Below are 11,518 nucleotides of genomic sequence, written 5' to 3'. Positions count from 1 at the left end.
CAACTCCTAAATCAACGAAGACTTAGAAGTTGTTTTCCGAAACGAATTGATATTAATTGTTTGTTTGCAATGCGCTAGCATCATTAAGAATTATACACAAAATTAGAAGACGGTCAACAATCCGATTGCGATTCCAAAAACAGTAATAGTCGCCATTAAAATCGCCATTGTAATTGTTATATAATCAAAACGACTTTTCTTTTTTGACTTTGCGCTTGTGTCGGCAACCCGTCGACGAGCAGTAATAGAACGCTGTGCGAGAATTTCTTCAGGAGTTGGTTTGTTTTGCGCTCTGCGTATTTGTTTGCGAATTTCTTGTTTACGTGTTTGTGCCATTCTTCTATTCTAAAAGAAAATTAGGAACTTGCAAACATTTTAAGATTTATTTATTCCTCGCAAGACAAATAGTAAAGACACAATAGCAAAAATAAGACACGTCATACATGGGGAAGGCTAAAAGAAACACAAAAAAACTTGAGAAATATTAATTAATTGTTTTAAATCTATTAATAACCGAATTCCTAATCACCAATTCATAATCGGATTTGATATTCCAAGAATTCTCATGGTTACGATCGATAATATCGTCCAATAATTTAGCCGCTCGGTAGGCAACTCCGCGCATGTTCTGTTCGACTGTCGAAAGGCTTGGAGACAAGAATTCAGAAACAGCAATATTGTCAAAAGCAAAAATTGATAAATCTCTAGGCAAAATACGGCCTAACTCTTTGGCCGCTTTAATTACCCCAAGCGCCATCAAATCACTGGCAGAAAAAATTGCCGTGATTTCAGGATGCGATGACAGAAGTTGTTTGGCTTTTTCATAAGCTAATGATTCGCTAAAATCAGCAAACTCAATAAAATCTTCCTTAACAGCAATATCATGTTCTATCAAAGCATCTTGGTAACCAAGCTGACGCTGCAAAGAAACACTGGCATATTTTGAACCGTTAATCATTCCAATTTGTTGGTGTCCGTTATCAATTAAAAAATCAGTAATTTCCATCCCAGCCGCACGATTATCAATTCCAATCGAACCAATTTTTGGATTTTTATTTTCCAAATCAATCAAAACGGTTGGAAAATCAGTCGACTGAATTTCTTCATAGTAAGGATCGGTTATTTTCAATCCCTGGACAATTGCTCCTGTGATATTGTGTTCCTGACAAAATTGTTTGAAACTTTTTTCTTTCTGTTCTTTTAAAGTCGTAGCATAAAAAACATACTGAGCAGCAATTTCATCACAAAAATCAAAAACTCCCAATGATACCTCGGCAGGTAAAGAAACTTTTTTGAAATATCAATTTCATTCAAAATTAAAGCAATTGTTTTTTGTTTTTTATAAACCAAAGATCTGGCAGCGATATTAGGAGAATAACCCAGTCTTTCAACGACTTGGTTAACTTTTCTTTTTGTTTTTTCACTAATATCAGGATAATTGTTAAGAACGTGAGAAACAGTCGCCACGGAAACATCGGCTGCCTTTGCCACGTTTTTAATCGTGATTTTTTTATTCATCGGTATTTAACAGCTTACTATAACTTGTGCTTCTATACACAAATACCCCTTTTTCCAAAAATATTCAACATTATTAAAAATACTTTAATCCGTTAAAACCAAAAGCAGCAATTCATTTTTCTCCGTCCATCCTAATGCCTTGCAGGAAATAACCGTTGAAAATAATATAAAGAACAATAATCGGCAGTATCGAAATAATGCTAGCTGCCATTGAATGGTCCCAACGAATGCCGGATTGTTGGCTAACGAAAGTTTGTAGACCGAGCGTTAAAGTGTATTTTGACGGCGTTGAAATATAAAGCATTGGCGCCATAAAATTATTCCAAAAACCCATAAAAGTAAAAACTGCCTGAGTGGCAATCGAAGGGCGAGCTAAAGGCATCACGATCCTAAAAAAAGTAGCAAAACGCCCAAGGCCATCAACTTCGGCTGCTTCTTCGATGTCTTTCGGAAAACTAAGGAAAAATTGACGCATCATAAAAATGTTGCCGATATTAATAGCAGCTGGAAGAATTAAAGAAGTCAATGTATCAAGTAATCCCATTTTTGATAAAATCAGAAAATTAGGAATCAATAAGATTTGCGCGGGAACCATCATGAAAGCCAAAAAAGCGTAATAAATTCGCTGGCGTCCGGGAAAATCCAACCTGGCTAAGGCATATCCCGCCATCGTATTTAAAAAAATATTGATTACGGTCCCAATAGTAGAAACAATCACCGAATTAACAAACCAACGTGTGAACAAAGACGAAGCACCGAAAATATATTCATAACTAGCCAAAGTAGCATGTTTTGGAATAATATTCGGATTGCCGGAAACAATCTCTTTTAGCGGTTTAAAAGAGGCGGCCAGCGCCCAAAGAAAAGGATAAAAAGTAATAATCGCGTATAAGATTAAAACAATATATAAAATCACTTTTAAAATTTTAGATTTTTCTCTCATGCTAACCGCCCCCCTATTGCAATCCGTTTCCTCCATTAATTTTTTCTGCCAATCGGCTGACCGCGAAAATAATAATTGTCAACAAAATTGCCAGAGCACAAGCATATCCCATCGTATTTAGGGAACCAAAAGCATAGTTATAAATCATCAAAGCAAGTGTTAGGGTCGAATTATTCGGTCCACCGGAACCGTTCGAAAAAATGAAAGCCTGATCAAACATTTGAAAAGTTCCTATAATACCAGTTAAAAGAACATAGGTTGTAATTGGCCGTAAATAGGGAACAGTTATATAGCGTAGTTTATCCCAAGAAGTCGCGCCATCCATTTCAGCTGCCTCATAAAAGGATTCCGGTAAATCAACTAAAGAAGCAAGATAAATAGTCATATAAGTGGGAACCGTCGACCAAATATTCATAACCATAATAACCTTCAAAGAGTAAGCTGGGTTTTGCAGAAAATTAATCGGTTTGTTATAAAATCCAATCGACATAAAGAAATTATTCAGTGGTCCCGCAACATTAAAAATAAACATAAAAATCAATGTCAAAGCAGCACTTGACGTTAAAGTTGGTAAAAAGTATATCAGGCGGAAAGTTTTTTTAAATTTAACAGCGTGTGAGCTTAAACATAGGCTATAACCAGTGCAATGAGAGTTTGCAGAGGAACAACAACAAAACTGAATAAAGCTGTATTTGATAAAGCCTTCAAAGCAACCTTATCTGAAAAAGCGTTTAAGTAATTCTTAAAACCCGTGAATCTGAACTGCTGGGAAAACATATTAACCTTGTTAAAAGACATGAATAAAGCAAAGGCAATTGCGGCAACAAAGAATATTATGATAATAATCAAAGCCGGTGTTAGAAATAAATAAGCTTGCCTTGTTTCTCGATTGCGACGTTTCTGCCCAGTTTTTTGCGGTTTACGATACTCGAGGTTAGAAGCCATTTGCTGTCCTTTCCAAAAATGTTTTTTGTCAAAACATTTTTCAAAGCGTTCCTGAATATAATTCTGATTTTTTAATGAGAACTGATTTTACTTTGAATTCGAAATCGCAGCATTAGCTTGCTTGTCAGCTTTTATCATTGCCTGCTTGATCGTCATTTTCACATTCATAGCATCACTGATAAAATTCTGGTAAGAAGTATTGATTGTCGTTAATGTATTGCCTTCCTGCCATACAGTTGAATAATTAGTAGCCTTTAACCAGGTATCCAGATTGGAGTCTTTGGTTAATTTAATCGCTTTGGCAACATCGGGACGGCTCGGCATAACACCAACGGTTTTAGCCCAGACAGACATTTCTTTTTTACTCGTTACATAAGCAATCCAGGCATTATCAAGCTTCTTGTTTTTCGATTCGGCATTTTCTCCCCAACCAACTGTAAAAATCATTCCGCGCTGTTTGCCTTGATAAGTTGGCATTGGCAAAACTTCAAAATTTGTCTTATATTGCTTTTTTTGCACTTGGTAAGTCCAGTTTCCTTCTTCGGTCATGGCTACTTTACCGGTTCCAAAAGCTGTTCCGTTATCTCCTGACCCTAAATCTTTCGCTGTTGCGACGGCTCCCGTATTAACAAGTTTTTTATAAAGGCCAAGATTTTTAACAACTTGAGCCGACGCCAAATTGGCTTTCCCATTATTTTTAACCGGCTTGCCGCCTTTGGCAATCATGATTGCCAAATTTCTAGCCATATCCTGGTCATAAGTCATCGCTGTAACTTTTCCTTTGCCATAAGCTTTATTAAGTTTAGCTTGAAATCCCGGAAGCCACTTAATTAAACCAGCGTAGGATGTTGGAATTGTTTTCGGATCAACGCCAACTTTTTTAAACATATCTTTATTGATCAGCAAACCCAAAGTCGAATTGTCCTTTGGGACACCATATAGTTTCCCTTTGCTGGTAAAAGCGGCAATCAAATTTTTGTAAAACTTCGTTGACTGCATTTGTTTTTTAGGCAACTGAGCTAAAACTCCCTGGCTGATAAACCATGGATAAAGGGATGAGTCCATATAGAAAACATCTGGTGCTTTTCGGGCTGAAAAATCAGCTTGAATTTGAGTCTGAAAATTCGTATAAACTTTTTCTGTTACTTTTGCGCCTTCTTTTTTTTCAAATCCTTTAATCAATTTATTCAAACCGGTTTGCTCTAAATCAGAACCAATCCATACGCCGATTTTAATTGTTTTGCCTTTATAGGGCTGGGCTGCAAAAGCATCCTGCCTAAACAAAAGTCCTGTGCCTGAAAATATAGCCGCGGTCATTAAAGAAACCGCTCCAAGATTAATAAATTTCGAAAACTTTTTCATAATTAAATCCCCTCTTTTGTCAAAGTTTTATTCGAAGCGAACCTTTCGCCTTGACTTGATACTTTTGACCCTTTGACATAAATTCAACTATCTGATTTAAATGATTCGAATTGAGAAATGTAACTGTAAAGTCTTCCTTTGTCTCACTAATTTGCAACTTCGCACCATGCCAGTTAATTCGATAATCCAATGAATCCCATTCTTTGGGTAAATGAGGTTCAATTCTTAGTTTGCCGTCAATTACTCGCAGACCACCAAAGCCCTCAACGACAGAATTCCAAATTCCACCCAAAGAAGCAGCGTGAATTCCATCGTTTGAAGAATTCATATAAGGCCCTAAATCGATATTTTTTGCTTTTTGAAATAGTTGATAAGCTTCCGAATTCCTTCCTAAATCAACTGCTAAAACAACATGAGTCGAAAGGGATAAAGAAGAATCGTGCATCGTTTTGGGAAGATAATAATCCCAACTTGCTTCTTGAATACCTAGAGAAAATATATTTTCAAACAAGCAGAATAATAAGATAACATCGGCTTGCTTGGTTATTTGCATATTATTAACCTGGTCCAAATTATAATCATGAAATAAAGTTCCAACGGCGTCGTCTTTTAGGTAGGGCGTTAAATCCAAAATTTTTTTGAAAGGTAACTATCATCCTGAGGAAGAATCTTGTCTTTATTCGCTTTGGGCAAATAAAGCTTTGGCAGTTTTTCTTTCCATTGGCGATAAGTTTTATCAAGACCAAGTTTTTTGTTTAACCGATCAAAACTTTTGCTATCCTGCTGCTTTATTTTTTCATACACTTTAATGGCAGTAGAAATATTCCAAGCGGCCGAATAATTTGTAAAAGCATTGTTGTTAACGTGTTCTTTATATTCGTCCGGACCAACGACATTATTAATCTCATAACGATCCTTAACCGCGTTATATTCTAAACGACTGACCCAAAATTTTGCGGTATCAAAAATCATTTCATAACCTTCGAATTTAGCAAATCTAAGATCAGAAGTCGCATCAATATATTGTTTAACACCAAAAGCAACATCGCTACTGATATGTTGTTCGATAAAACCTGACCAAATTTTTGTTGGTTTACCGGTAACAATATCTGCTGCGCCCCAAACTGGAGCGACTTCCCCATTTGAGGGCCAAGCCGACTCCCAAGGATACTGGGCACCCTGATAGTGGTTTAGAGCGGCCTTCTTATGAGCGCCACTCAAACCCAGATAACGATAAGTAAGCAATTTTCTCGCAATTTCCGGATAAGTCATTGTGAAATATGGAAGCATAAAAATATCTGTATCCCAGGCGGTATGACCTTTATAACCTTCTCCGGATAATCCTTTTGCCGCGATACTCATTCGTCCGTCATGTTTCGGAACCATGATATGCAGATGATATCTTGCAAAATTCAAAGCCAGTTGATCTGTAAAATCGATTGACTTAATCTCAATCGGGAAATCACGCCAAACTTTTTCTTCCCAAGCCAAAGCAGATTTTTTAAGCAAGTAATCAAAACCTTTTTGAACATCAAAATTTAGTACGTTGGCAGAAACACTAATCATATATTCAACTGTTTTTTGATTCAAATCACGATCTATTGAGGTGTAAACATTGGAAAGTTTACTAATTTTGATGCTTCGGTTGCTTTTTAGATGGAACCAATAAAGTTTATGAATTTGCCGACGGGAAATTTCGATCCGCGTTTTATCAATCAACGATCGATCAGAAAAATCATGAATTGTCGACTGGACAAAATCGATTCTCGATTGTGCAGTTGTTGATACCATCTGCAAAATTCTGTTTTTTTCTTGATCTTTTGTGCCTTCGGCAAAATGCTGGCTTCCTGAATTTGTAAGCTGTCCATCAATCCCAGATTTTAACTGAAAGCTTGTATCAGCGCCAAGATTTCTGATTGTCACTTCCTGACCAAGCAAGTGAAGATCATCAAAACTAACAAAACGACGAAAATTAAACTCTAAATGAATATCAGCAAATTTCCAGATAAAATGACGAATTAACTGGCCGGTTTTTAAATTTAGGCTGAACGAATATTGAGTAATTTCTCCTAAATTTAAATCGAGATTTCGACCATTAATAACAAATTCCATTTGAATAAAATCGGGTACATTCGGTAATTCTGTCACCTCACTTTTATCAAATCTGTCAAAAGTACCGGAAACAAACATATCTCGTTTTTCACCGATATAGTTTTCCTCAAAAGCAGATCTGACGCCTAGATAACCATTGCCAAGGGCAAAAACGGACTCACACTTACTCAAAAAATTATTATCAAATGAATTCTCTTTGATAATCCAAGGCTGATTTTGTTGATATTCCATTAAGGTTTTCATCATAATCAACTTCCTTGTGATACTTTTACTAAAACGTTTTAGATTTTAATCAAAAAATTATCGCTTGTAAAAATAATGGTTGGAACGAAAAACAAGAATCAATATTCCCGTTAAATAAATACCCAATACCAAAATCCAACGAACATGAAAAATGGTTAGATTTGCAAGAAAAATTACAATCGAGTATAAAGAATAAAATTTAGTAATTGGAATCGGGTCGTAAACATTGCGAAAATGATAGGGCAAATAATAAGCCAGAGAAATCGTAATAAATAGCACAGCCAATAAAGGCAGAGTTGGAATATGAGCTAAGTATTGTTTATCAATAAGATCATTCATTTGCCGAAATAATCCTTTTATATTCTGCATCCGAAACAATTCGGCTTTGACCAAGAAAATCATGAAGAGCTCTGCCAGTTGTTAAAAGAAGAAAAATAGAAACAAGCAGAAAAAACAGTCCAAAAGGAAAGGTCACAAAATAAAGCAGTTTGCAAAACTCTCGAAGCGCCTTTGCCGAATTCTTTTCACTATTATCATTAACAACCCTGAGCTTAGCAAAGTACTTTCCGATTGTCCGGCCGTTTTTCATACTGACAAGAACCGCATTATAACTAACAAACAATAATTGACCGAAAAAAATCGCTAAAAGCAACTGATCTTTAAAAATAAAGAAACAGAGGATTTGAAAGGGCAAATACACAACAATTAAATCAATCATGCTCGCCAAAATTCGAATGACAGCCAATTGAATGTGACGCTCCATAATTGAAGGCTCCTTCCACTTCTAAAACGTTTTAGCAAATTCATTGTAGACCAAAAAAGGCTTAATGTAAACGCTTTCATAAAAGCCTTTGACCCATTCTTAATCAAACAAGAAAATATTTAATTTTAAAAGTTATTTAAACTTCTACAGCTTCCGAAGCGATCAAATTCATCCTGCCATCCAACGTCCAGGAAACAATCTGGGCTGGCAAAATAAAGTGCTGACCTTTTTTAAGCGGATAACTTTTTCCATTGATTTTAATCAATCCGTTTCCTTCAATTACCGAGACCAATGTATAAGGAGAAATTTCATGGTGAAGAGTTGTTTCTCCGTTGATCTGCCACTGCCAAACGGCAAAAAAAGGTGATATAGGAGGTTTTAAATAAGAGATTATTTTAGAAGAAGCAATATGCCTTGTTTGGATATTTAATTCCGGTTCCCGAAAAGGAACGGTTGTTACATCGATTGATTGTTTGAGATGCAATTCACGCTTTTTCCCACTTACCCGATCAATACGATCGTAATCGTAAAGACGATAAGTAGTATCACTCGACTGCTGAGTTTCAAGAGCCATAATGCCCTTATTGAGAGCGTGAATCGTCCCACTTGGCACGTATACAAAATCACCAGCTTTTACGGGAACTTTTCGTAATAACTTATCCCAATCTCCTCGATAAACCCAATCGGATAATTCCTGACGTGTTTTTGCATGATGACCATAGACCAGGTATGAGCCAGGATCAGCTTTTAGAATATACCAGCATTCAGTCTTGCCTAATTCATGTTCATGTTTCTCGGCATAATTATCGTCAGGATGAACCTGCACCGAAAGGCTCGCTTCGGCATCTAATATTTTCGTCAATAAAGGAAATACTTTCGCCTTTGGATTACCAAAATATTCAGGATATTTTTGATACGCCTCAGCTAAACTAAGCCCGCTTAATTCACCATTTGTTATTACGCTTGGCCCATGGGGATGAGCTGAAATGGCCCAGCATTCGCCAATTTCTCCAGTTGGTAATTGATAGGAAAACTCTTTTTCAAGTTTTCGGCCGCCCCAAATCTTCGGTTGAAAATAAGGCTTTAAAAATAACGGTTCGATCATTATTAGCGCTCCTAATGTAAGAGTTATCATTATAGCATTGACAAAGTTCTTTGTAAAAAAGAGGCTTTTTAAGAGCCTCTTCTAAACACCTATAAAAAGAAAACTAAAAAGATCAGGAACTTATCAAACTATAGTTTTAAAAAAATAAACAATAAAACAAGAACAACTGCTTCCATGATTCCCCGAACAAAATGATGCAGCCAATGAAAAGTCGTCTGTCTTCCTTGGATAAAAGCGCCGGTCGAAACAAAAACAAAACCGACTAAGGTCAGAATAAAAGCGAATAGCTTGCCACGATGAAAAATACCGATAACGGTCGCAAATATTAAAGCAAAACTTCCAAGGAAACCGAAAAACTTCGTTAAAGGGACCGCTGCTTTTGACAAAGATGTTAAAAGCATTAAAACTCCGTAAACAGCAATCAGAATCCAAATAATCATTGCGTCGGTCATTCTTGTAACTCCGCTTGTCCTTTGATCCAATTCCAAATTTCTTTGGCACCAAATTTTTTAATCGCCGAAAACAAAATCAGTGATGAAGTAGTTGAATTGAATTTTAATGTTTTTTTGATCTGGGATTCAACGGCATTAAACTTGCCGGAAGCAACTTTATCAGCTTTCGTTGCAACAATCAGAATTGGTACTTGATAATATTCGAGCCAATTGTACATCAATTTATCATCCTCGGTTGGCTCGTGACGAGCATCGATCAGACTGATAACTCCTTTCAATTGATCACGACTGCTTAAATATTCTTCGACCATCGAACCGAATTGTTCACGTTGAGCTTTGCTTACTTTAGCGTACCCATAACCCGGAACATCGACAAAAAATAACTTTTCGTCGAGATTATAAAAATTCAGTGTTTGCGTTTTGCCGGGTTGGCCACTTGTATGTGCAAGCCCGTTACGCTCAATCAAAGTATTGATTAAAGATGATTTCCCAACATTTGAACGACCGACAAAAGCTATCTCCGACAAATTGCCAGCCGGGTATTGTTTTTTTGAAACGGCCGAAATAATTAATTTTGGATTTGTAATCTTCATAAATTAAGTTTTACACATTTCTTAACAAACTAGAAATTAATTAGAAAAAATCAAGTAATTCAAACATAAGGATTTTTAATTCGATTTTTCTCTTGGCATATTTAAAAAATTAAATAATTTGTAAAATCAAATAAATATTCAAAACAATTAAAACAGCCGTAATCAGCCAAGATGTCCACTTAACCCAAGCATGGTTTTTAAACTCTCCCATTAACTTTTCATCATTTGTGAAAATAACCAGTGGAACAACCGCAAAGGGCAAAGCAATACTCAAAAATACCTGCGAGAAAGTCAGCAACTGTTCGATTTTGGCTTCATTGCCATGATAAATTATGGCAAAAATTAGTACCGGGGTGACAGAGATCAATCGAGTTAGCAAGCGCTGAATCCACAGTGGCATATGTAAGTGAATAAAACCTTCCATAATAATCTGCCCCGATAAAGTACCGGTAATCGTTGAACTTTGGCCGGAAGCCAGCAGAGCGATTGCAAAAAGCATACTCAGAACCGGGCTGGCGATTGCGCCAACCACCTGGCTGTTGTTCAAAGCCCTAAACAAATCAACAAAACGTCCTAAGCTGCTGTTCGTGCCATAAAACAATGCCGCCCCTAAAACCAGCAGCAGACAGTTAACAACGAAGGCAATTGTCAATTGAATGTTTGAATCAATCGTCGTAAAACGAATCGTGTTTTTAACAGAATTTTTATCTGAACGATCAACTCGCCTGGTCTGAGAAATCGAGGATCCCAAATACAAATCATGCGGCATAATCGTTGCACCGACAATCCCTAAAGCCAGGTAGAGCATCGGTGTATTTGTAACGATTTTGTAGGTGGGAAGATATCCCTTCAAAACTTCCGGAATATTTGGCTGCGATAAAATCACTTCATAGGAGAAGACAAAAAGAACAACTGCAACCAAAGTTGCGACGATTGCCTCAATCTTTCGAAAACCTAATCTCATCAGCAATAACAGAATCAAAACATCAGCCGAAGTAATCAAAATGCCAACGATCAAAGGAATTCCGAAAAGCAGTTCTATCGCTATTCCAGAACCGATAATTTCCGCAACATCAGTTGCCATAATCGCCAATTCGGTAATTATCCACAAAACAAAACCGACTCTTTTAGAAGTCCGGTCCCGCGTCAATTGAGCCAAATCTTTCCCAGTAACAATTCCAAGTTTGGCTGCCATAGACTGCAACAACATCGCGATTAAACTGGAAAGAAGAATTACCGACAAAAGAGCATATTTGAACTGAGCGCCACCGCCAATAGAAGTGATCCAATTCCCCGGATCCATATAACCGACGGCAATTAAAGAACCTGGACCTGTATAAGCCAGCAGAGTTCGCCAAAAACCGGCATTTTTAGGAACCTTGATACTCCCATTGACCTCATCCAAACTTTTTTGTTGATTGTCTTGTTTTTGATCGGTTTTCATAGACAGTGCCTCTCTTTAAAAAATCGTTTTGCGAAATT

General features: G+C 36.8%; 13 protein-coding genes and 1 pseudogene. All 14 read right to left on the bottom strand.

Annotated elements, in window-relative coordinates; genetic code table 11:
• Positions 1-102 precede the first annotated feature (102 nt).
• Positions 103-336, bottom strand: coding sequence for a DUF4044 domain-containing protein (locus tag J3U91_RS01170; protein ID WP_002816893.1), 234 nt, complete (start codon positions 334-336; stop codon positions 103-105).
• 148 nt (positions 337-484) lie between these two features.
• The gene (locus tag J3U91_RS01165; RefSeq protein ID WP_049752549.1) at positions 485-1,264 is read right to left on the bottom strand and encodes a LacI family DNA-binding transcriptional regulator; all 780 of its coding nucleotides are present in this window, start codon (positions 1,262-1,264) and stop codon (positions 485-487) included.
• Positions 1,201-1,518: a LacI family DNA-binding transcriptional regulator gene (locus tag J3U91_RS01160; protein WP_004164842.1), complete on the bottom strand. Its 318-nt coding sequence runs from the start codon at positions 1,516-1,518 to the stop codon at positions 1,201-1,203. The genes J3U91_RS01165 and J3U91_RS01160 overlap by 64 nt, the downstream gene beginning before the upstream one ends.
• A gap of 112 nt (positions 1,519-1,630) precedes the next feature.
• A complete protein-coding gene (locus J3U91_RS01155; RefSeq protein WP_002816894.1) occupies positions 1,631-2,461 on the bottom strand; it encodes a carbohydrate ABC transporter permease in 831 nt (276 codons plus the stop codon).
• A 13-nt stretch (positions 2,462-2,474) separates the two neighbouring features.
• Positions 2,475-3,406 (bottom strand): annotated as a pseudogene (locus J3U91_RS09920) (carbohydrate ABC transporter permease).
• Positions 3,407-3,493: 87 nt separating this feature from the next.
• Positions 3,494-4,768 (bottom strand): sugar ABC transporter substrate-binding protein, encoded by a 1,275-nt coding sequence (locus tag J3U91_RS01140; RefSeq protein WP_002820188.1) that lies wholly within the window; start codon positions 4,766-4,768, stop codon positions 3,494-3,496.
• A gap of 19 nt (positions 4,769-4,787) precedes the next feature.
• Positions 4,788-5,399 (bottom strand): glycosyl hydrolase family 65 domain-containing protein, encoded by a 612-nt coding sequence (locus J3U91_RS09835; RefSeq protein WP_004164838.1) that lies wholly within the window; start codon positions 5,397-5,399, stop codon positions 4,788-4,790.
• Positions 5,390-7,126, bottom strand: coding sequence for a glycoside hydrolase family 65 protein (locus J3U91_RS01130; RefSeq protein ID WP_256207075.1), 1,737 nt, complete (start codon positions 7,124-7,126; stop codon positions 5,390-5,392). Before J3U91_RS01130 ends, J3U91_RS09835 begins: the two co-directional genes overlap by 10 nt.
• A gap of 54 nt (positions 7,127-7,180) precedes the next feature.
• Entirely contained in the window at positions 7,181-7,462 is a 282-nt protein-coding gene (locus J3U91_RS01125; RefSeq protein ID WP_002820187.1) for a hypothetical protein, read from the bottom strand.
• Positions 7,455-7,886: an RDD family protein gene (locus tag J3U91_RS01120; RefSeq protein ID WP_002820186.1), complete on the bottom strand. Its 432-nt coding sequence runs from the start codon at positions 7,884-7,886 to the stop codon at positions 7,455-7,457. The genes J3U91_RS01125 and J3U91_RS01120 overlap by 8 nt, the downstream gene beginning before the upstream one ends.
• Positions 7,887-8,022: 136 nt before the next feature.
• On the bottom strand, positions 8,023-8,991 hold the full coding sequence (manA, locus tag J3U91_RS01115; RefSeq protein ID WP_002826795.1) for a mannose-6-phosphate isomerase, class I: 969 nt from the start codon (positions 8,989-8,991) through the stop codon (positions 8,023-8,025).
• 128 nt (positions 8,992-9,119) lie between these two features.
• Positions 9,120-9,443, bottom strand: coding sequence for a hypothetical protein (locus J3U91_RS01110; RefSeq protein ID WP_002820184.1), 324 nt, complete (start codon positions 9,441-9,443; stop codon positions 9,120-9,122).
• Positions 9,440-10,036, bottom strand: coding sequence for a ribosome biogenesis GTP-binding protein YihA/YsxC (gene yihA, locus J3U91_RS01105; protein WP_002820183.1), 597 nt, complete (start codon positions 10,034-10,036; stop codon positions 9,440-9,442). The genes J3U91_RS01110 and yihA overlap by 4 nt, the downstream gene beginning before the upstream one ends.
• A gap of 109 nt (positions 10,037-10,145) precedes the next feature.
• On the bottom strand, positions 10,146-11,480 hold the full coding sequence (locus J3U91_RS01100) for an Nramp family divalent metal transporter (protein ID WP_002820182.1): 1,335 nt from the start codon (positions 11,478-11,480) through the stop codon (positions 10,146-10,148).
• Between the last annotated feature and the right edge of the window lie 38 nt (positions 11,481-11,518).

Origin of the sequence: Oenococcus oeni, assembly GCF_020510245.1 — a bacterium.
GTDB classification, from domain to species: Bacteria; Bacillota; Bacilli; order Lactobacillales; family Lactobacillaceae; genus Oenococcus; species Oenococcus oeni.
This window is presented reverse-complemented; position numbering and strand designations above follow the sequence as displayed.

What these genes read in the sequence shown, in the direction of transcription:
- J3U91_RS01170 (WP_002816893.1), bottom strand. Translation starts at nt 336, where the DNA reads ATGGCACAAACACGTAAACAAGAAATTCGCAAACAAATACGCAGAGCG.
- J3U91_RS01160 (WP_004164842.1), bottom strand. Translation starts at nt 1,518, where the DNA reads ATGAATAAAAAAATCACGATTAAAAACGTGGCAAAGGCAGCCGATGTT.
- J3U91_RS01155 (WP_002816894.1), bottom strand. Translation starts at nt 2,461, where the DNA reads ATGAGAGAAAAATCTAAAATTTTAAAAGTGATTTTATATATTGTTTTA.
- J3U91_RS01140 (WP_002820188.1), bottom strand. Translation starts at nt 4,768, where the DNA reads ATGAAAAAGTTTTCGAAATTTATTAATCTTGGAGCGGTTTCTTTAATG.
- J3U91_RS01130 (WP_256207075.1), bottom strand. Translation starts at nt 7,126, where the DNA reads ATGATGAAAACCTTAATGGAATATCAACAAAATCAGCCTTGGATTATC.
- J3U91_RS01125 (WP_002820187.1), bottom strand. Translation starts at nt 7,462, where the DNA reads ATGAATGATCTTATTGATAAACAATACTTAGCTCATATTCCAACTCTG.
- J3U91_RS01120 (WP_002820186.1), bottom strand. Translation starts at nt 7,886, where the DNA reads ATGGAGCGTCACATTCAATTGGCTGTCATTCGAATTTTGGCGAGCATG.
- manA (WP_002826795.1), bottom strand. Translation starts at nt 8,991, where the DNA reads ATGATCGAACCGTTATTTTTAAAGCCTTATTTTCAACCGAAGATTTGG.
- J3U91_RS01110 (WP_002820184.1), bottom strand. Translation starts at nt 9,443, where the DNA reads ATGACCGACGCAATGATTATTTGGATTCTGATTGCTGTTTACGGAGTT.
- yihA (WP_002820183.1), bottom strand. Translation starts at nt 10,036, where the DNA reads ATGAAGATTACAAATCCAAAATTAATTATTTCGGCCGTTTCAAAAAAA.
- J3U91_RS01100 (WP_002820182.1), bottom strand. Translation starts at nt 11,480, where the DNA reads ATGAAAACCGATCAAAAACAAGACAATCAACAAAAAAGTTTGGATGAG.